This is a genomic window from Corynebacterium sp. TAE3-ERU12 (genome assembly GCF_019209905.1).
GTDB lineage: Bacteria > Actinomycetota > Actinomycetes > Mycobacteriales > Mycobacteriaceae > Corynebacterium.
The window spans coordinates 521801-541842 of the sequence record NZ_JAHUTM010000001.1 but is presented as its reverse complement, the minus strand read 5'-3'; the positions used below and the strand labels follow the sequence as shown (position 1 = coordinate 541842).

Genomic DNA, 20042 nt, shown 5'->3' with positions numbered 1-20042 from the left:
CTGCCCGGTTTTACAGCTTCTCCATCGGCAGTCCGCCCAGCAGCATCAGGCGGACCTTGCCGGCAGAACCAAAATCAATCGTGGCGGTCTGCCGCGCCCCCACCCCATCAACCGACACCACGGTGCCCAGGCCGTACTTATCGTGCACCACCCGGTCCCCAGCTGAGAGTTCCAAGGCATTATTCCGGCTGCGGCTAGGGGCTCCGGCACGGCCGCCGCCAGCGCCAGTACCGCGACCAAAGGCAGCACCAGCACCACCAGAGCCCGTCCAGCTGGGTCGGCCCTCATTGAGCCACTCGATCAGGTCCTCCGGGATTTCCCCTAAAAACCGGCTCGGCGGATTGTGCTGCGGCGTACCCCACGACGCCCTCGTCTGCGCCCGAGTCAGGTACAAGCGCTTGCGTGCACGGGTAATACCCACATAAGCCAGGCGACGTTCCTCCGCCAACTCCTTCGGCTCCCCCAGCGAACGCAGGTGCGGGAACTGGCCATCTTCCCAACCGGTGACAAACACAACCGGAAACTCCAGGCCCTTTGCAGTATGCAAGGTCATCAGCGTGACAACCCCCTTACCGTCCTCAGGGATCTGGTCCGCATCGGCAACAAGCGAAACTCGCTCCAGGAATGCCTGCAAACTACCCGGCTCGGGCTCTCCTTCCTCAACCGCAGGCAGACCCGCATCCTCAGCGGCGGCGACCGCAATATCGGCCTCAGCGCTGAACTCACGGGCGACGGAGACAAGCTCGTTCAGGTTATCCAGCCGGGTCGCATCCTGCGGGTCATTAGAGGTCTCCAGCCCGGCGCGATAGCCGGTGCGCTCCACGATGTCCTCAATCACGTCGCCGATATCGCCGTGCTGCGCGGACTCGGTGAGCTCGTCGAGAAGCTGCACAAACTTCGTGATGGCGGACTTTCCGCGCGAGGACACCAACCCCACTTCCCCACGGGCAGTTGCCCGCAAAGCAGCGCCGAATGACGTTCCGGTGTCCTCGGCGTGCAGTGCCACAGCTGCCTGGGCTTTATCACCAATGCCACGGCGGGGCACGTTGACAATGCGGCGCAGGGAGACATCATCATCCGGGTTCGAGATCGCACGCAGGTAGGCGACGATATCGCGGACTTCACGACGCTCGTAGAACTTAGTGCCACCGACGACGGTATAGGGCACCCCCAAGCGCACCATGACGTCCTCAAGCGCACGGGAGGCATTATTGGTGCGGTAGAACACGGCGATATCGCTGTAGTTCGCCTCACCGCGATCCACAAGATTGTCGATCTCATTGGCGATGAAACGAGCCTCATCATGTTCGTTATCGCCGATAAAGCCCCGGATGCGTTCCCCATCCCCCAGGTCGGTCCACAGTTTCTTCTCCCGGCGGTTGTCATTGCGCGAAATCAGCGCATTAGCAGCCGACAGAATCGTCTGGGTAGAGCGGTAATTCTGTTCCAGCAGGATTGTGTGCGCATTCGGGTAGTCCTGCTCGAACTCCTCAATATTGCGGATGGTGGCCCCACGGAAGGCGTAAATCGACTGGTCGGAGTCCCCCACCACACACAACTCACTGGCCTGGTCCCCCTTGCCGACGAGGGCGCTAATCAGGGCGTACTGGGCGTGGTTAGTGTCCTGGTACTCATCGACTAAAACGTGGCGGAACCGCCGTCGGTAATGCTCCGCAACCTGCGGGAAATCACGGAAAATACGCACCGTCTCACCAATGAGGTCATCAAAGTCAAGAGCATTGGCAGCCCGCAGCCGGCGCTGGTACTCGGCGAAAACCTCAGCGACGGTCTCATCGAACGGGTTACGTGTCGTCGCTGCGTCACTGGCGGCACGGTCAGGGTCAATGAGCTCATTTTTCAGATTCGAAATCCGCGAGGACAGCACCCGGGCGGTGAAACGGCGCGTATCAAGATCCATGTCCTTGGCGATCATGGACAGCAGCCGACGCGAATCATCAGCGTCATAGATGGAGAAATTCGAGTTCAGCCCATCAATCAACGCATGCTGGGTGCGCAAAATACGCACACAGGTGGAGTGGAAGGTCGACACCCACATCCGGGCGGCCTCTGGACCAACCAGGCCACTAACTCGCTCCCGCATCTCAGCGGCGGCCTTATTCGTGAAGGTGATCGCCAAAATCTGGCCCGGATGCACCCCACGGTGGGCAATGAGGTACGCAATCCGCCGTGTGAGCACCGCCGTTTTACCTGAACCAGCACCGGCAACAATCAACAGTGGCGCACCGGTATGCACAACCGCTTCGCGCTGGCGGGGGTTCAAACCATCGACAAGATCGCCTGAACTGCCAAAAGCGTCGGGGTTAGGGGTGCTCGTCGGACTGTGCGGGGCGGGATTATTGTGCTGCTCCATGATGAAGCCAGCCTAGCGGCGCCCCGGACATCTGGCTGTGGGGTAACAATGGAGACTATGAGCGATAGCAATAGCGATCCCAGCGCACACCCCCACCACGCGGTGCACACCTTCGAAGTGCGCACCCCCACCGGCACTGATGACCCGCTAGGTTCCGAAGAGATCGAACGCTACCGCAACGAAATCAACCGCCTCGATGAGCTCATCATCGAAGCGGCGAAACGCCGTGCTGAGATCAGCCAGGCGGTGGGGCGCACCCGGATGGGCACCGGCGGAACCCGCCTCGTGCACACCCGGGAACTGCAGATTATTCATGAATTCCGCAATGAGCTGGGTTCAGAAGGCCCAGCCATTGCCACCGCACTGCTGCGGATGGGCCGTGGCCGACTGGGCTATGGCCAGCCGACCAACGCGAAAACACGTAAGCCCAAGCAGAACCCGGCGGACTAGCCCTCCAAGGAGATGAACTTCGTCTCCAAGAACTCGTCAATGCCGACGAAACCGCCTTCGCGGCCCACACCGGACTGCTTCACACCACCGAAGGGGGCCGAGGGGTCGGACAGCGAGCCCTTATTGACGGCAACCATGCCGGATTCGATCCGCTCAGCAGCATCGAGCGCATTGCCCAGGTTCTCGCTGAACAGATAAGCGGCCAGCCCGAAAATGGTGTCATTAGCCCGGGCGATGGCCTCATCTCGATCCGAGAACGTCGTCACCGCAACAACGGGGCCGAAAATCTCTTCCTTAATGAGATCGGCCTCGGCGGGGACGTCGGTAAGCACAGTTGGCTGCACGTAGTAGCCATTCTCATCGACCCCCTCAGGGCGCTCAGCGCCACCACAGACCACAGTCGCACCCTTATCGATAGCGTCCTTGACCAGGCGCTGCACGGTTTCCTGCTGGTCCCGCAAGGCCAGCGGCCCCAGCTGCGTATCCGGGTCAGTACCCGGACCAATCTTTAGGCTGCGGAAAGTCTGCGCCACACGCTCGGCGAACTCGTCGGCCAGGGACTCATGCACCAAGAAACGGTTCGGGGCGATACATACCTGGCCACCATTGCGCAGCTTGGCGCCCGGAATAGCCGCGACGGCCTTGTCAATATCGGCGTCCTCAAAAACCACAAACGGGGCGTTGCCACCAAGCTCCAACGACACCTTCATCGACGTCTCCGCTGCCTTCGCGCCCAGCATCTGACCAATCTCAGTAGAACCGGTGAAGGTGAACTTACGCAGGCGAGTATCCCCCATCAGCTCGGAGACATGAGAGGCCGAATCGGTGGGCACAATATTGACCACACCTGCAGGAACACCGGCCTCATGCAGCATCTTGGCGAGGAACAGCATGGTCAGCGGGGTCTTCGCGGCAGGCTTGAGCACTACCGGGCAGCCAGCGGCCAAAGCCGGGGCGATCTTGCGGGCACCCATCGCTAACGGGAAATTCCATGGGGTAATCGCCAGCACCGGGCCGACCGGCTGACGCACCACAGCGATACGAGCATTACCGGCCGGAGCGCGGCGGAAATCACCGGTGATGCGCACAGCTTCTTCAGCGAACCAACGGAAGAACTCACCGCCATAAACAACCTCGCCGGCCGAGTCCGGCAAGGCACGGCCCATCTCCAAGGACTGCAGGTAAGTTAGCTGCTCGGCGTTTTCAGTAATCAGCTCATAGGCGCGGTACAAAATCTCGCCGCGTTTACGAGGCGGGGTTGCGGCCCACTCCGGGCCAGCGGCTGCGGCGGCGTCCAAGGCGGCCTTGGCATCGCCCGCTGAGGCGGCGGCAACGTCGGTAAGCACGGCATTAGTGGCCGGGTTGCGCAGCTCAAACGTGGCGTTATTTTCCGCGGCACGGAATTCGCCGTTGATATACAGCTCGGTGGGAACTCCGGACAGGATCTCGTCGTGGGTTTTCTGCACGAACTCTTTAGTAGACATAGCTCCCAGTGTTACGGCGGTCACGCGTTCTGTCCACGACAGGTTTTCGATATTCACCCATCCGTGGTCAGCGCAGCACGACGAAGATAACTAGCCTGGGGAAGGACAATCACTATTCGCACACCGGGAGTTCGCATGACGCTCGACATCACCACCACCAACGCGTGGGCCGCTCTGACCGGCCACGTCGACGAGATCCGCAACACCGATCTGCGTACGCTTTTCGCCAATGACCCCGAGCGCGCGAAGCAGCTGAGCTTCACCGCCGCAGGCCTCCACGTGGACCTGTCGAAAAACCTTGTCACCGACACCACAATCGACGCCCTAGTCGACCTTGCCGAGGCCGCTGATGTCGCCGGGGCACGCGAGAAGATGTTCGCCGGCGCACCGATTAACGCCACCGAAGGCCGCTCTGTCCTACACACCGCGCTGCGCCTGCCCGTCGAGCAGGAACTCACCGTCGGTGACCAAGATGTCGCCGCCGACGTGCACGAGGTTCTGGGCCGGATGCGGGACTTCACCCGCGCCCTGCGCTCCGGCGAATGGCTCGGCTACACCGGCCACACCATCAAAACCGTGGTCAATATTGGTATTGGCGGCTCGGACCTGGGCCCGGCCATGGTGACCAAGGCGCTGCGCACCTATGCCACCGCCGGTATCGATGCCCGCTTCGTCTCCAATGTGGACCCCTCCGATCTGCAGGCCGTGCTCGATGAGGTCGACCCCGAGTCCACCCTGTTCATCGTGGCGTCCAAGACCTTCACCACCCAGGAAACCCTGGCCAATGCGCACGCCGCCCGGCGCTGGCTGGTCGAGCAGCTCGGCAGTGACGACGCCGTCGCCAAGCACTTCGTGGCGGTGTCCACCAACGCGGAGAAGGTCGCCGAATTCGGTATCGACACCGACAATATGTTCGGCTTCTGGGACTGGGTTGGCGGCCGCTACTCCGTGGACTCGGCCATTGGCCTGTCGATTATGGCGGTGGTTGGCCCCCAGGACTTCATGCGTTTCCTTGAGGGTTTCCACGCCATGGATGAGCACTTCCGTACTGCGCCACTGGCACAGAATGTGCCGGTCCTGATGGCGCTCTTGGGTGTCTGGTACGGCGATTTCTTGGGCGCGCAGTCCCACGCGGTGCTGCCCTACAGCGAAGATCTTTCCCGCTTCCCGGCATACCTGCAGCAGCTGACTATGGAATCCAATGGCAAGTCGGTGCGTATCGACGGCTCCCCCGTCACCACTGACACCGGCGAGATCTACTGGGGCGAGCCCGGCACTAATGGCCAGCACGCCTTCTACCAGCTGCTCCACCAGGGCACCCGGATGGTGCCGGCGGACTTCATTGGTTTCGCCCGGCCGCGTCAGGACCTGCCCACCGCCGACGGTACGGGCTCCATGCACGACCTGCTGATGTCGAATTTCTTCGCCCAGACCAAGGTGCTGGCCTTCGGTAAGACCGCCGATGAGATTCGTGCCGAAGGTGTTGCTGAGGAACTGGTGGCGCATAAGGTCATGCCGGGTAACCGCCCGACGACGACCATCCTGGCCGAGGAGCTCACTCCGGCAGCCGTCGGCGCCCTTATTGCCCTTTATGAGCACATCACCTTCGTCCAAGGCGTGATATGGGATGTGAATTCCTTCGACCAGTGGGGCGTGGAGCTCGGCAAGAAGCAGGCCGGCGATCTGCTGCCCGCAGTCACCGGTGAACAAAAGCCTGATTCGGGCGACGCTTCCACCGACGGGCTGCTGAACTGGTACCGGGAGCACCGCCAGCCGGTGCTATAACCACAGGTCGCGCCGATAAACGGCAGCTAGACCCGCACAACCCCGCCCCAGGGCCATGTCACGGCCTTGGGGCGGGGTTGCGTCGTAGTAGCGCGTGAGCGCCGAGGCGGTTCGGCCTTAGCGCTGCAGGCGGCCGTTGAATGGGTCGAATCCCACGGCAGCATCGTCGACGATGGTTTTACCGAATGGGAAACAGGTCACCGGGATCATCTTCAGGTTCGCCCATGCCAGGGGCAGGCCAATGATGGTGACAGCCTGGGCAAGGGCAGTAGCCAGGTGGGTGGCGGCCAGCCACACGCCAGCGATAACGAACCACACAATATTCATCAGAATGGTGGCGCCGCCGGCCGGGCGAGATTCCACGACGCTGCGCCCAAATGGCCACAGCGCGTAGGACGCCATGCGGAATGACGCGATACCGACGGGGATGGTGATAATGCCGATACAGGCGATAACACCGGCCACCATATAGCCCAAAGCCAGGAAGATACCGCCGGTGAGCAGCCAGATGATATTCAACAAAGTCTTCATAATCCCCAGCCTAGGTGCAGCTTGGACATTGTGGTGGGCCGGGCAAGCGCCATTGGCAGCAACCCCCTATGATCGGGGGCATGTCAGCCCACCTGAATGACGACATCCTTGCCCTGCGACTCGCCCAGGGCACGAGCGAAATCCTGAAGGGCGTGCGCAATGTTGGTTTATTGCGCGGCCGGGAACTGGGGGACGCCGGCGATGCGCTGTCCCAAGAGTGGATCGCCCGGGTTTTGCGGCAGCACCGCCCCGACGATGGGGTGTTATCGGAAGAGGCCGCAGACCGCCTGGATCGCCTCGATAATGACCGCGTGTGGATCATTGACCCCCTCGATGGCACCCGGGAGTTCGCCGGTGGCCGCCAGGACTGGGCTGTGCACATCGCGTTAGTGGAAAATCACCGCCCCACCCACGCCGCCGTCGGCCTGCCTGATCTCGGCCGGGTTTTCCACACGGGTGAGGCCAAGGCTGTGCTTGGCCCGATGTCCGGCAAGATTGTGGTTTCCCGTAATCGTCCCCCGGCTGTTGCCAAGCATATTGCCAAGCGAGTGGACCGGGAGTTGGCGGATTTGGGTTCTGCCGGCGCGAAGGCAATGCACGTGCTGCTGGGCGATTTTGATGCCTACGTGCATTCCGGTGGCCAGTACGAGTGGGATCAGGCCGCCCCGGTGGGCGTATGTAAGGCCGCTGGCCTGCATGTTTCGCGCCTGGATGGTTCGGAGCCGCTGTTTAATAATCCGGATACCTACAGCCCGGATCTGCTGATCTGCCGTCCTGAGCTTGCCGACGATATTCTCGCCGCGGCCGCGGAGTACCGGGACGAACACGGCGAGTTTTAGCTCCACCCCGGGGTTGTCGGTACCCTCAGGCGCATGAGCATCCCAACCCCGTATGAGGATCTTCTTCGGGAAATCCTCGAGACTGGCTCCGCTAAAGGCGACCGCACCGGCACGGGCACGCGCAGCCTATTCGGACGGCAGATTCGTTATGACCTCGAGCAGGGTTTTCCCCTGATCACCACCAAAAAGGTGCATCTGAAGTCCATTATTTGGGAGTTGCTCTGGTTCATGCAGGGCAACACCAATAAGACCTGGCTTAACGAACGCGGCGTCACCATTTGGGACGAGTGGGCCGACCCGGACGGGGATCTGGGGCCTATTTATGGCAAGCAGTGGCGGTCCTGGCCCACTGCCGACGGCGACACCATTGACCAATTAGCCAATGCCCTAGAGCTCTTGCGGACTGACCCGGATTCTCGGCGCATCATTATTAGCGCCTGGAACGTCGGCCAGCTGCAGGATATGGCTCTGCCGCCGTGCCACTTGTTATTCCAGTTCTATGTTGCCGATGGCAAGCTATCGTGCCAGCTCTACCAGCGCAGCGCCGATATGTTCCTCGGTGTGCCGTTTAATATCGCCTCCTACTCGCTGCTGACGCACATGATGGCGCAGCAGGCCGGGCTAGGTGTGGGCGAGTTCATCTGGACTGGCGGTGATTGCCACATTTATGACAATCACGTCGAACAGTGCGAACTGCAGCTCTCTCGGCAGCCCCGGCCGTACCCGCAGTTGCAGCTGAATAAGGCTGATTCACTGTTCAGCTATGACTTCGATGATGTTGAGGTCATCGGCTATGACCCGCACCCGGGCATCCGCGCGAAGGTGGCGGTCTAGTGCGGCTGTGCATGATCTGGGCGCAGAACCGCGATGGCATTATCGGCGACGGGCTGCGCATGCCCTGGCACCTGCCTGAGGACTTGCAGCATTTCAAAGCAACCACCATGGGTGCCCCGGTCATTATGGGTCGCGCTACCTGGGAAAGCCTGGGCCCGAAGTTCCGTCCCCTACCGGGGCGGCGCAATGTGGTGCTGAGCCGAAGCAGCACTGATTTCGACGGCGCAGAGCACGCCGAGAACCTCGACGCTGCCCTTGCTGCGGTTGCCGACGAGGAAACGGTGTGGATTATCGGTGGCGGCCATGTCTACCGCGAAGCGTTAGCGCGGGCGGAGGAATGCGTCGTGACTGAGATCGATACCGCTGTCGAGACTGATAGTCCGGTCTATGCCCCGCAATTAACTGGCTGGCGCTGTGTGGATGAGGGGGCCTGGCAGACAGCGGCCAATGGCCTGCGGTACCGAATCACCCGTTGGGCACCAGCCGGGTAGTCTAGGTGCTTATGGATCTTCCCAAGACTTCTGCCCATGTCACTATCTACGCCACCTCCTGGTGCCCTCACTGCGCGAAGCTGATCGCCTCGCTGAAGAAGCTGGACATTCCCTTCGAAGCGTGGGATGTGGAAAAGCATGAGGAGCTCGGCGCGTGGGTTGAGTCCGTCAATGACGGCAACCGGATTGTGCCGACCGTGTTGTACTCCGACGGCACCCACGCCACGAACCCGCCGGCGCAGGACGTGAAGAGCAAGTACGAACAGCTCAACGCTTAAAAAAACGCCGACCGCGCCGAGGCATATGCGAAAAGCCGCGACCCCTTCGCTGGGGGCCGCGGCTTTTTGCTGCTGATGGTAGCGGGGGTGGTTTAGTCCAGGTCGTCGTGCGCCATGAGCTGGCGGGCGGCCTCTGTGATGGACCCCGACAGGGATGGGTAGACCGAGAAGGAACCGGCCAGGTCCGCAACAGTGAGCTGGTTGGACACACAGACCGCGATCGGCAGGATCAGCTCGGAGGCGGTCGGGGCAACAACTACGCCGCCGATAATCATGCCGGAGTTGCGGCGGCAGAACAGTTTGACGAAACCGTGGCGCAGGGAACGCATCTTCGCGCGCGGGTTACCAGTCAGCGGGAAGACCTCAATGCGGGCGGAGACCTCGCCGTCTTCGATCTGCTTCTGGGACACACCGACGGTAGCGATCTCCGGGCGGGTGAACACCGCCGAGGACACCGTCTTCATGCGGATGGGCTGCACCCCTTCGCCGAGGGCGTGGTACATGGCGATACGGCCCTGCATGGCGGCAACAGAGGCCAGCGGGAACAGGTCCGTGCAGTCACCGGCGGCATAAATGCCGGGGACGGAGGTGCGCGAAACACGGTCGACGTGGATATGGCCGCTGCGGGTGCATTCCACACCAACAGTTTCCAGGCCCAGGCCGCGGGTATTCGGGATCGAGCCGACGGTCATCAGGGCGTGGGAGCCGAAGATCTCGCGGCCATCAGAGGTGACCACGCGCACGCCACCATCGTCGGTACGCTCCACCAGGTCACAGCGGGCGTTCTTGACGACGTCGACACCACGCTCGAAGAGCACGCCCTCCAGGGCGTCGGCAGCATCAGCGTCCTCGTGCGGAAGGATGCGGTCACGAGAAGCCACCATGGTGACCTTCACACCCAGCTCCGTGAACGCGGAGACGAACTCAGCGCCGGTGACACCGGAACCAACCACAATGAGGTGCTCCGGGATTTCATTGAGGTCATAGACCTGACGCCAGGTGAGGATGCGTTCCCCGTCGGGGCGGGCACCGGGCAAAATCCTCGGTGAGGCACCAGTGGCGATGAGCACAAGGTCGCATTCGAGGGTTTCCTCGCCACCTTCGAGCAGTTCGACGGTGACGTAGTGGGTCACGCGGCCGGCTTCCTGGTCATCCAGCCGAGCGTGGCCCTGCAGGATGCGGATGTCCTCGCGCTCCATCTGGCTTTTGACGTCCATGGACTGGGCGGTAGCCAGCTGCTGCACGCGGTCATTGACGGCGGTGAAGTCGATTTGGCGCGAAGAGAAATCCGGGCGCAGGCCCATCTCGTCGGCACGGCGCATATCGGTACGCACACCGGTTGCTGCAATAAATGCCTTCGAGGGCACACAGTCGTACAGCACTGAGGAACCGCCTAGGCCAGCCGATTCCACGATGGTGACATCAGCGCCGTACTTGGCACCAACAAGTGCTGCTTCATAGCCGGCGGGACCGCCGCCAATAATTACAATCTTTTTTGCCACGGAAACCTCCACTTCCGGACTCCACCATATACCCGGTGGGCGCCGCCGCTGCGGCATGTGCAAAGTCTAGTAGACGCGCAAGGACTACCGCTCGCTACGCGAAGCAACGAAGCGGTCCCCCTCATCTTCACCCAAACGGGCAACAACACCGCAGAATAAGCGCACGCCCACGCCCAGGCAGCGCTCATCAACAACCAGATCGTCACGGTGCAAGTCTTGTTTATCACCCACCCCGGGCCAGCAGCCCAATCGCGCCATAGCCCCGGGGACGCTCTCTAAGTACCAGCCGAAATCTTCGCCGCCGGAGGACTGCGGGGCCTCAATGACCGCCTGCGGGTCCACCCGGCGCACCGTTTCGGCAATCAGCGCGGTGCAGTAGTCGTCGTTAAGCACCGGCGGCACACCCTTGGTGTAGTCGATGCTGTGGCTAACACCGGTGGGGGCCAGAATATCGGCAATGAGGCTGCGGATAAGCGGCTCGGCGCTGCGCCAGGTAGCGATATCGCCGGTGCGGATAGTGGACATCAGCGAGCCGTGGGTGGGAATGGCATTGGCGGCGTATCCGGCATTGACCGCGCCCACTGCCACCACAGTGCCACTGCGCGGGTCGACGCGCCGCGACAACAAAGCAGGCAGGTCGGTAATGAGTTTGGCCAGCGCGTAGGTGACATCAGCGGTCAGGTGCGGGCGGGCAGTGTGCCCACCGGGGCCTTCAACTGTGACGGTCATCGTGTCGCCTGCCGACGTGATCGCTCCGACGCGCACCCCCACATGTCCGACGCGCAGCTTCGGTTCCACATGCAACGCGAAGATGCGGGATACGCCCTTCAGGGCGCCGGCTTCGATGACGTCGGGGGCGCCGCCCTGCATGACTTCCTCAGCTGGCTGGAAAATAAAACGCAGCGGGACCGGCACGCCGTGCACACGGTCGTATTCGGCCATGGCCAGGGCGGTCCCCAGGGTGATGATGGTGTGGAAGTCGTGGCCGCAGGCATGCATCACACCATCGTTGCGGCTAGAGAACTCTAAACCGGTGGCTTCTGTCATGGGCAGGGCGTCCATATCGCCACGGAATGCGAGTCGGCCCATTGGGACGCCATCGACGTCGGTACGCTCATCGCCGACATCAACCATGGCGCCGGTATTGGGGAAACGCACCGGCTCGAGGCCGGCGTCGGTGAGCTTCTCCACAATGAAGTCGGTGGTGTTGTACTCCATATGAGACAACTCTGGGTGGGCGTGCAGGTGCCGTCGCCACTCCAACAGCTGTTCGCTGTTGCGCTGCCACCAATCCCTTATGAAGTCCTCAATCACGCTCCCCACCATAGGATCCCGCCACTGGGCGGGCATGTATTGGCCCCGGAAATAGCCCACGGTTCACACTGCGGTGGCCGAATTTGCAAAAATGGCCCTATGGATCGACCGACTCCGCGCAATGAACGGTGGCAGGACGCCACCGGTTCTTCGCCTGCCGCAGAGCAGGACGCGGCACGTCGGCGTGCCCGGAACCGGCATATTAATACCGGCCCGATCCCCATCATCCCGGAGGAAGAAGCAGCCGCTGTGGCCCCAATCCGGCAGCAGCGTTATAACCCCGGCCTGATTTTGGCGGGCCTGTTAGTTGCACTTGCCTTGGTGGTTGTTGCTGGGGTGGTGGTGTTTTCCAGTAGTGGGAGCACCGCGCCGCAGCAGTCCTTGGTTGCGGTGAGTTCCTCAGAGACCACCCCAGCTTCTTCTGCTGATGCTGCCGATGATGCCCTTGATGTGGATTCCCGCCGGGCTGAGAACCGCGATCGTGACGCGCTGTATGCGCGCAGCCCAGAGATCGCGAATTTCGGTGGCACAGGCTACGACCACCAGGGGTGGCAGTACTCCGATGCGCATTGTGATAACCAGGACATAGCCCAGGCGGTGCTGCGGACCTCGAGTTTCGACATTGTGGTCTGTTCGCTTGGCGCCGATTACTACTACCGCAGTGCCGATGCTGATGGCACCGGCGGGATCACCCTATTCGACGTTGCGAAGAACGGTTCGTCGTACTCGGTGCGCAATGGTGGGGTGCGCTATGTGGTCTCTGCCGACGGCATTCGGATTTATCACAATGGCGAACTTGTTGATAGTGAATCGGCCCAGGAGTGGCACGAACGGGACTAAGTGCAAGATGATGGCACTATGACTTCTCCTTTTTCCACGCGGGCCAATATGTGGCGCACTGCTGTCCTGCCGGGCATGGTGGCCCTGCTGGCGGTACTCGGGTTGACTGCCTGCACTATCGGCGATGTCGAGCAGCCGAATTCGACGAGCAGCACTACTTCTGCAAAGCCCACGTCTACTACCCAGGCCCATAAGCCCGCCCCGGATAAAGACAATCCCCTGGCCAGCCTTGCTGGTGCCACGATTTCGATTGACCCGGGCCATGCAGGCACTGCCCCGCCGGCTTCCGACATGGTCACCGATGGTCGCGGCGGCGTGAAGCAGTGCAACACCACAGGCACTGCCAGCAATAGTGGGTGGCCGGAGCACACGTTCAATTGGCAGCTCACTATGCGCATGAAGCAGATGCTTGAGGATGCCGGAGCTACGGTGTTGCTGTCTCGCCAGGATGATGAGAATCGGGCGCCGTGCATTGACCAGCGGGCGTGGGACGAGAATGATTCCGATGCCGATGCGGTGGTGTCTATTCATGCCGACGGCGCTGCGCCGCAGGCACAGGGGTTCCATATCGCCTATATCGCCGATCCGCTGCCGAATAATTTGCCGGAGGAGTCGAAGCAGTTAGCTGTGGATATCCGCGATGCCATGAGCAAGGCGGGATTCATGGAGTCGAATTATCTGGGCGCGCAGGGTCTGTGGCCGCGCGCCGACCTGACGGGGTTGAATTTGTCGACCCGGCCGAAGGTGCTCGTGGAGTGCGGCAATATGCGAAATGACCAGGACGCTGCGATGTTGCAGTCTGCGGAGGGTCAGCAGCGGCTTGCCGACGCTATCGTCGCCGGTATTGCTACCTTCCTTAGAGGGTCTAATTAATCAACGAGTGGTAACGATACGGCTGTTCTCGCTCGTACAGGCTTAACCGATTCCGTAAGATCGGTGTCACGTTCATGCAAATATGCCGCGCAATGTACTGAAAAGGGGTTGCCCAATGAGTTCGAATAGGTGGGTGGACGACGATTCCACACAGCGAGCATGGAGCAGCGTTGATCCACACCAGACTGCCGAGACGCAGGCGATCCCTGACTTCGACTACGCCTATGCCGCTGCCCCGGCCCCGGCCCCGGGCCAGGCCCCGCAGGAGCCGAGTTCGAACTCGACTAACGCAGTCTTGGTGGCTGCTATTGCGGTGGTGGTGACCCTCATGCTGGTTGCTGCTGGCTTTTTCTTATTCATGAATTTTGGTGGCTTCGACTCCGATGACGTCGCCACCAGCACCGATTCCGAATTAACGGTGTCCGACGATGAGGAATCGACCTCCGAGAGCACCAGCACCAGCACCACGGCCACGGGGGCCTATGGCGATGGGCTGGAGTTCTTTAAGACCTGTGATGCCCAGGAGGCGTCGTGGGTGGGCACCGGCACGGATACCACGTCGTGTCCCTTTGCCACCAATATTGGTATTGCCCTGGCAGGGGTGCCAACCGACGAGGGTGAGAAAACCGGCACGGTGTACAGCCCCACGACCGGCAAGGACTACCAGATGACCTGCAATATCAATCATGACCGGAATGACCAGGAGTACTGGCGGTGCACCGGCGGCATTAATGCTGTGGTGTTCGTTTACCCGTAACTGCTCTAGTTAGTCTGCACCCCGTCCGCTAGCATGCGGACTGGACTTTGACCGCAAAAATTCCGAGGAAAGGCACTGCGATGGGCAACCACGGTTGGGAGACCCACGATGAGTGGGGCCGTCCTATCGACGACAGCGCGTACTACGAGCAGCCGCCGCGTCGCAGCACCGCACTCACAATCGCCATCGCGGTAGTCGCCACGATCCTGGTGATCTTGGTCGGCTTCGGCGCCTACTTGTTGTTCTGGCCGACCTCGGATCAGCGCAATGCTGGCCCGGTCTCCTCGACGCGCCCGACGACCACACAGACCTCCACCAGCTTCGAGACCGAAACCGAGTCCTCTTCGGAAAGCGACTCGTCTTCTTCGTCCTCGTCTTCGTCGTCTTCGTCGTCGAGTTCTTCGTCCACCACCTCGTCGAGCAGCGAAAAGCCCGATGAGCCGGTGGCCTACGGCGAGGGCCTGCGCCTTTCTGAGTCCTGCGGTTCGGGATCGGCTAGCTGGGTCGGCACCGGCAGCGGTGTGACCTCCTGCGGTTTCGCCCAGTCGGTGGGCGATCAACTCGCCGGTCAGGAAACCGGCCTGGGGGCGCGCACCTCGGTAACGGCGAAAAGCCCGGTGACCGGCCAGGACTACGATATGCGCTGCACTGGTGTTGTCGATGGCAATGATGTGCCGGTATGGAAGTGCCGCGGCGGCGATAACGCCGTGGTGTTCGTCTACCCGTAAAACAGCACCGCATTCCACAAAGGGCCGCTAGGAATCACCTAGCGGCCCTTCGTGGTTGGGTGCAGCTATAGCTGGATATTGCGCGGCCCGTACAGGCGGTCGCCGGCATCACCGAGGCCGGGGACGATATAGGCGTCGTCGTTAAGCTCCGGGTCGATGGTGGCAGTGACAAGCCGTACCGGCAGGCCCGATTTCTCCAGGGCATCCACACCGGGCTGCGCGGAGACCATACACACCACCGTGATGGACTTCGCTCCACGCTCAACCAGCAGGTTCAGCGCATGCAGCAGTGACCCGCCGGTGGCCAGCATGGGGTCGACAAGCATGACCTCACGGTCGCTGAGGTCTTCCGGCAGGGCTTCGAGGTAGGGCACCGGCTCGTGGGTTTTCTCATCGCGGGCCAGTCCGATGAAGCCGACCTGGGCGTCGGGGATCATCTTCAGGGCGGGGTCGATCATGCCCAGCCCGGCGCGGATGATCGGGATGATGATCGGTGGATTTTCCAGTCGGTGCCCGGTGGTGGGGCCGACAGGGGTTTCCATATCGAATTGTTCGACTTTAAGTTCCCGCGCAGCTTCGTACACCAGCATGCTGCCGAGATCCGCCAGCGCCGCCCGGAATCCGACGTTATCCGTGCGCTTATCCCGCATGATCGTCAAACGGGAGGTCGCCAGCGGGTGGTCAATGATGGTGATGTCCATGGTCACTACGCTACCGCGAACACCCATCGCGGCGCGGGCGGAGGTTTTTCCAATTTTGAGGGAACCGATCGGGTGGTTCGTGGCGTCTAAAGAGTGTGAAACAGACATCTCTTTCCTCATTGAGCATCGACCCAGCCGCCCTGAGTACCGCCACTACTACCCTGCGTTGTCTAGCGACCACACCCACCCCTGCTGTTATCCCCGCTGGCCCGCCGCCTATTGCTGAGTTCTTCGCCGCCGCGGCCGCGGCCACTACTGCCCATACCGAGCAGGTCAGTCGCCTCGGGGCTTTTGCTTCTGCTGCTGCGGACACGGTCGATTCGGTGGTCACTGCGGTCACTGACCAGGAGCAGCACGTGCAGGTCGCCTTGCATCGGGAGGTGGTCTAGGTGCTTGCGCAGCTTGTGTCGAGCCTGTCGAAGGCCGGCTCCCAGCTTGCCGACGTCGGCGTCGCCCCGGCTGTCGAGGTGGCTGACTGGACGGCGGTGGCTGATGTCATTGCCGATAGTTTTACTGGTGACGCCGGTGAAGTAGCCGCCTCGGCGCTGCATCATGCCGCTCGCGCGGCAGCAATCCTGGACAGCGACAGTTCCACGATTGACAGTGCCCTGGCTGAGGGGGCCTCGCTGATAGCTGCCGCCTCGGCCGAGTTGGCTGAGATCGCGGCCCGGTGCGCTGTGGACTATGCCCGCAATGCTGCGCTGGCATTGAACCCGGTCTCCGCCTTGGGCGCGATGCTGGCAGCTGCGGAGACCACCGTCCGGGCGGCCACACAAGCCCAAGCGGTGGTGAGCAAACTCCAGGCTGATTTAGCTGGCCCAACAGCAGCGCTTACTGAGGTCGCGCAGCGCGATGCAGCTGTGCCGGCCACCCCTACCCCACTGCCCACCGGTTCGGTAGACCCGGCAACTGGCCAGGTGGAAACCGACGCGCCGGCCACCGACACCGACGCTGGTGTCGGCGCGCCCACCCCGCAGGCCCAGCAGGCGGTAGCCAATGCTTTGTCTGCTGTGGGCACGCCCTATGTCTGGGGCGGAAATACCCCGGGTGCAGGTTTTGATTGCTCAGGGCTGACCCACTGGGCCTATGGGCAAGCTGGCGTTGATATTCCGCGCACGGCCGCAGCCCAGGCCGTCGGCACGCAAGTAGGCCCCAATGAACTGCTACCTGGTGATTTGGTGGTGTGGGATGGCCATGTGGCGATGGTTGTCGGCGATGGTCAGATGGTCGAGGCTGGTGACCCGGTGCAGGTCAACCCCATTCGCACATCGAATATGGGGATGGGATTCCTGGGTTTTTGGCGGCCGACGGGATAACGCAGCCGGGTACTGCGGCGGCATAGGCGGCACTAACCGGTATCCTTTGGCAGGACGTACACACAAACTTTGGAACGGGGTTTCGCAATGGCAAAGCAGGGCATCGTCCCCATCAAGCTGGAGCTGACCGAAGGAACCGCTTATACCCTCTTCGCGCCGAGCTGGCGGCAGGGCAATGCGGAATGGCAGGCACTGCTGGGCTACGGCGAGGACGTGTACCTCTTTGACTCCCCGGCCGCGCTGCTGGCCTTCCTGGAGTCCGGCAAGCCACATGATTTCACCGACCACCCCAAGTGGGACCGCTTCGCCAGTGAGCTGCCGGAGTCTGCCGTACACCGCGGCAGCGATGACATCGATCTGGTGGGCCTGCCCAAAGCATTGGCCGGCAAGCCGGATTACAAGAATGTGTCTGAGGCCGACAAGGTGCTGTCGATGGCGCGGTCTATCGGCACGATCTGCGCACTGCAGAAGACCAACCGGATGTTCGCCTCGAACTCGGTGCTGGCCGCTACTACCAACGGCGTGGAACATTTCCACGGCGGCGGCGCAGAACAGTGGTCAGCTATTGGCCGCGTCATCCTCGCCAACTGGGACGATGTGGTCGATGAGATTGATGAACTATGGGTGGACACCCCCGAGGTCGACGAGGAGGCCCTGACTGCTGCCACCACCCGCTATGCGGAGGCCGAGCAGCGCGTCACCGCCCAGCGTGAGGAAGCCGCCAAGAAGCGCGAGCAGGAAAAGGCCCAGGCCGAGAAGGCCACCGAAAATGCTGACCCCTACGACAAGACGGTGTGGGCAGCCGCTGGCATCGATCCGATTAAGGTCTCCATCTCGGGCCGGAACCTCTACACCCTGCGCTGCTACGTCAACCGCCGCCCGATCTTCCTGGGCCGCCACGGCGAGATCCACACCTTCCCTGGTGGGCGTAATCTGGTGCGCTGGCTGCTGGAGCACGATGACCATGACCTGGCCGCCATGTCGACCTGGAATGACATCATCACCGCCGCCAATGCCGGTGAGCTCGAGCTGACCGTCCACGAGGATAATGAGTACTCCTTCACCGGCCTGGTTGAGGACATTGAGAACGGCCCCGGCGCTGTCGATACCGCACAGCTGGGCCGGGCCTACGAGTTGCTTGCCGACGCCGCTGACTGGGCTGGTGACGACAAGGTCAACGAGGTGCTGGCCGGCAATCAGCAACTGCAGTGGTTCATTAACCACCTGCTGGACCCGAGCTCCCAGGACGAGCCGGTGCCGCCGTACGACGATGAGGCCCGCGGCTGGGCGGACCTGGAGAAGGGCCTGACCGACCGCTTCACCACGAAGCTTTAGGCCCGGGCCCCGGTGTCGGCCCGATTACCTGCCCCGGCGCAGGTGGGCCGCCACCGGGTGTTGAGGGAACCGGCGCTGTGAGGTGAGGTCGTTTTCCGGACGTGCGAGTCGGCCGAGTCCGGCCCACACACTAGGTACTTATCACCGTGAGGGCTGGTAGTCGGTACGGCCGATGCTGCCTTTTTCACGGTAAAACGCCTCCTGGTCTCATGGGCAGCGCAATTCACCAAAAATGGCTCACCGGCCAAATGGCATACCTGCCTATCTGAGAGGTAAGTACTGGGTTAGCTAATGCGCTCGGGCAGTCCAACTGTCACACGACACACGGGGTGCATCAATAGCCAGAACAGATTTCTTGATTTCACACCCCATAATTAGGGGTACGCCTCACTAACCCCGCCGCAACAGTGCCCCCAGGGCCCGGACTATTGATCTTCAAAGGGCTCCAGATCCTCGTCGACGTCGATCTCACCGTCGTGGTCACGGTCGGTGAGCTCGAGATAATGCGGATAAATCTGGGTATCAAGGATGCGTTCGCGCGTCGGTAGGTCCGCAAAGCAATTCTCGATCGCATTACAGGTGAGCTGGAAAAGCTCGGTGTAGCCGTAGTCGAAATTATCGACCAGATGCATCATCTCGCGGGTCATTGAGGTGCCACACAAAAGACGGAAGCCGGTATTGACCGTGCAGGTAAACCCAAGGTCATCCAAGAGCGGCAACGGGTGATCATGCAGATCGTCGACAATACCGTCGTGCACATTCGCCGAAGGGCACAGATCCAGCGGAATGCGACGATCCCGCACATAGCGCGATAAAGGCTGCAGTTCAATGCCGTCGAAAGACGCAGTGAAGTCCTCAAAGATCCGCACGCCGTGCCCAATTCTGCTGGCCCCGGCAATAGTCGCCTCGCGGATGGAATCCACCCCCGCTGATTCGCCGGCGTGGATGGCAGTGGGCACCAAATGTTGGCGCAGCACAGTGAGCGCTTCAGTGTGCTCGGAGACCGGATTATTGGCCTCTACCCCAGTGAGGTCAAAGCCAACCACATAGGGCCACACGGGGCTGCCGGTGGTGTATGCGTCGGCAACAGCCCGGGCAATGGCGGCAGAACCCTCCCGGTCGCGGCGGGCACACACAATGAGCCGGGCCGTAATGGCACAACCAGCCTCAGCTGCCGAATGCTCGCCTGCGCGGAGGCCTTCCACCGTGGCGGCGATAACGTCGGCAATGCTCAGCCCGGCATCCATATGCAACTGCGGCGCAATGCGCAGTTCTGCGTAGACGACATTATCCCCAGCAAGGTCTTCAACAGCCTCGCGGGCGGCGCGGGCCAACGCCGGGGCGGTTTGCAGTACCGCGCGAATATGGCCGAGTGCCCGAGCCCGGCAGCCAGCAGAGCCGGAGTTGGCTTGTGCGACGAACCACTGCGCCAGCGCGTCGGCATTATCGGCGGGCAGGTCGTCGTAGTCGAGCTCTGCGGCGAGGTCGAGGACTGTGGCCGGGCGGATACCACCGTCGATATGGTCCAGCAGCACGACCTTAGGCAGCGCAGCAACAATATCGCTGCTGACCACTGCCGTTGCGTCGGACTGTGCGCCTGGGCGGGCGGGCAT

The 20042-nt window shown here is 61.9% G+C and carries 20 protein-coding genes; 13 read left to right on the top strand and 7 right to left on the bottom strand.

The window, feature by feature from the left end:
* Nucleotides 1–10: 10 nt before the first annotated feature.
* Complete coding sequence (pcrA, locus tag KRX51_RS02430; RefSeq protein ID WP_218361356.1) at nt 11–2371, bottom strand: DNA helicase PcrA; 2361 nt, start codon at nt 2369–2371, stop codon at nt 11–13.
* A 57-nt stretch (nt 2372–2428) separates the two neighbouring features.
* Here pcrA and KRX51_RS02425 point away from each other — a divergent pair, with 57 nt between their 5' ends.
* Nucleotides 2429–2821, top strand: coding sequence for a chorismate mutase (locus KRX51_RS02425; protein WP_218361355.1), 393 nt, complete (start codon nt 2429–2431; stop codon nt 2819–2821).
* Here KRX51_RS02425 and KRX51_RS02420 read toward each other — a convergent pair.
* Complete coding sequence (locus KRX51_RS02420) at nt 2818–4305, bottom strand: NAD-dependent succinate-semialdehyde dehydrogenase (RefSeq protein WP_218361354.1); 1488 nt, start codon at nt 4303–4305, stop codon at nt 2818–2820. The genes KRX51_RS02425 and KRX51_RS02420 overlap by 4 nt on opposite strands.
* A 135-nt stretch (nt 4306–4440) precedes the next feature.
* Between KRX51_RS02420 and pgi the strand changes: the two genes are divergently transcribed.
* Nucleotides 4441–6090, top strand: coding sequence for a glucose-6-phosphate isomerase (gene pgi, locus KRX51_RS02415; RefSeq protein ID WP_218361353.1), 1650 nt, complete (start codon nt 4441–4443; stop codon nt 6088–6090).
* 117 nt (nt 6091–6207) lie between these two features.
* On the opposite strand, the gene KRX51_RS02410 is transcribed toward pgi, so the two are convergent.
* Nucleotides 6208–6621: a YccF domain-containing protein gene (locus KRX51_RS02410; RefSeq protein ID WP_218361352.1), complete on the bottom strand. Its 414-nt coding sequence runs from the start codon at nt 6619–6621 to the stop codon at nt 6208–6210.
* Nucleotides 6622–6701: 80 nt separating this feature from the next.
* Here KRX51_RS02410 and KRX51_RS02405 point away from each other — a divergent pair, with 80 nt between their 5' ends.
* The 4 genes from KRX51_RS02405 to KRX51_RS02390 are packed head-to-tail and all read left to right on the top strand — an operon-like array spanning nt 6702 to nt 9063.
* Nucleotides 6702–7460 carry a 3'(2'),5'-bisphosphate nucleotidase CysQ gene (locus tag KRX51_RS02405; RefSeq protein WP_218361351.1) on the top strand — a complete coding sequence of 253 codons (759 nt, stop codon included), beginning with the start codon at nt 6702–6704 and terminating at the stop codon, nt 7458–7460.
* A 33-nt stretch (nt 7461–7493) separates the two neighbouring features.
* On the top strand, nt 7494–8294 hold the full coding sequence (locus KRX51_RS02400; protein ID WP_218361350.1) for a thymidylate synthase: 801 nt from the start codon (nt 7494–7496) through the stop codon (nt 8292–8294).
* Nucleotides 8294–8785 (top strand): dihydrofolate reductase, encoded by a 492-nt coding sequence (locus KRX51_RS02395; protein WP_370624985.1) that lies wholly within the window; start codon nt 8294–8296, stop codon nt 8783–8785. Before KRX51_RS02400 ends, KRX51_RS02395 begins: the two co-directional genes overlap by 1 nt.
* Before the next feature lie 11 nt (nt 8786–8796).
* Nucleotides 8797–9063, top strand: coding sequence for a mycoredoxin (locus KRX51_RS02390; RefSeq protein ID WP_218361349.1), 267 nt, complete (start codon nt 8797–8799; stop codon nt 9061–9063).
* A 92-nt stretch (nt 9064–9155) separates the two neighbouring features.
* Here the strand turns inward: KRX51_RS02390 and KRX51_RS02385 are convergent, their stop codons facing one another.
* Together KRX51_RS02385 and KRX51_RS02380 are read right to left on the bottom strand one after the other, a co-directional pair.
* Nucleotides 9156–10565, bottom strand: a complete 1410-nt coding sequence (locus tag KRX51_RS02385; protein WP_218361348.1) for an NAD(P)H-quinone dehydrogenase — start codon at nt 10563–10565, stop codon at nt 9156–9158.
* Between the two features lie 84 nt (nt 10566–10649).
* Nucleotides 10650–11891: an amidohydrolase gene (locus KRX51_RS02380; protein WP_218361347.1), complete on the bottom strand. Its 1242-nt coding sequence runs from the start codon at nt 11889–11891 to the stop codon at nt 10650–10652.
* A gap of 87 nt (nt 11892–11978) precedes the next feature.
* Here KRX51_RS02380 and KRX51_RS02375 point away from each other — a divergent pair, with 87 nt between their 5' ends.
* The 4 genes from KRX51_RS02375 (at nt 11979) to KRX51_RS02360 (ending at nt 15077) form a co-directional block, all read left to right on the top strand.
* On the top strand, nt 11979–12719 hold the full coding sequence (locus tag KRX51_RS02375; protein ID WP_218361346.1) for a hypothetical protein: 741 nt from the start codon (nt 11979–11981) through the stop codon (nt 12717–12719).
* Between the two features lie 18 nt (nt 12720–12737).
* A complete protein-coding gene (locus KRX51_RS02370) occupies nt 12738–13592 on the top strand; it encodes an N-acetylmuramoyl-L-alanine amidase (protein ID WP_255549348.1) in 855 nt (284 codons plus the stop codon).
* A 115-nt stretch (nt 13593–13707) separates the two neighbouring features.
* Entirely contained in the window at nt 13708–14349 is a 642-nt protein-coding gene (locus KRX51_RS02365) for a hypothetical protein (protein ID WP_218361345.1), read from the top strand.
* 80 nt (nt 14350–14429) lie between these two features.
* Complete coding sequence (locus tag KRX51_RS02360) at nt 14430–15077, top strand: hypothetical protein (protein ID WP_218361344.1); 648 nt, start codon at nt 14430–14432, stop codon at nt 15075–15077.
* A 65-nt stretch (nt 15078–15142) separates the two neighbouring features.
* On the opposite strand, the gene upp is transcribed toward KRX51_RS02360, so the two are convergent.
* Nucleotides 15143–15778 (bottom strand): uracil phosphoribosyltransferase, encoded by a 636-nt coding sequence (gene upp / locus KRX51_RS02355; protein ID WP_218362231.1) that lies wholly within the window; start codon nt 15776–15778, stop codon nt 15143–15145.
* A 119-nt stretch (nt 15779–15897) separates the two neighbouring features.
* Here upp and KRX51_RS02350 point away from each other — a divergent pair, with 119 nt between their 5' ends.
* The 3 genes from KRX51_RS02350 to KRX51_RS02340 all read left to right on the top strand — a co-directional run bounded on the left by KRX51_RS02350 (nt 15898) and on the right by KRX51_RS02340 (nt 18429).
* A complete protein-coding gene (locus KRX51_RS02350) occupies nt 15898–16167 on the top strand; it encodes a hypothetical protein (RefSeq protein ID WP_218361343.1) in 270 nt (89 codons plus the stop codon).
* Nucleotides 16168–17094 (top strand): C40 family peptidase, encoded by a 927-nt coding sequence (locus KRX51_RS10145; RefSeq protein WP_370624984.1) that lies wholly within the window; start codon nt 16168–16170, stop codon nt 17092–17094.
* 87 nt (nt 17095–17181) lie between these two features.
* The gene (locus KRX51_RS02340; RefSeq protein WP_218361342.1) at nt 17182–18429 is read left to right on the top strand and encodes a hypothetical protein; all 1248 of its coding nucleotides are present in this window, start codon (nt 17182–17184) and stop codon (nt 18427–18429) included.
* 425 nt (nt 18430–18854) lie between these two features.
* On the opposite strand, the gene KRX51_RS02335 is transcribed toward KRX51_RS02340, so the two are convergent.
* Entirely contained in the window at nt 18855–20042 is a 1188-nt protein-coding gene (locus tag KRX51_RS02335) for an adenosine deaminase (RefSeq protein WP_218361341.1), read from the bottom strand.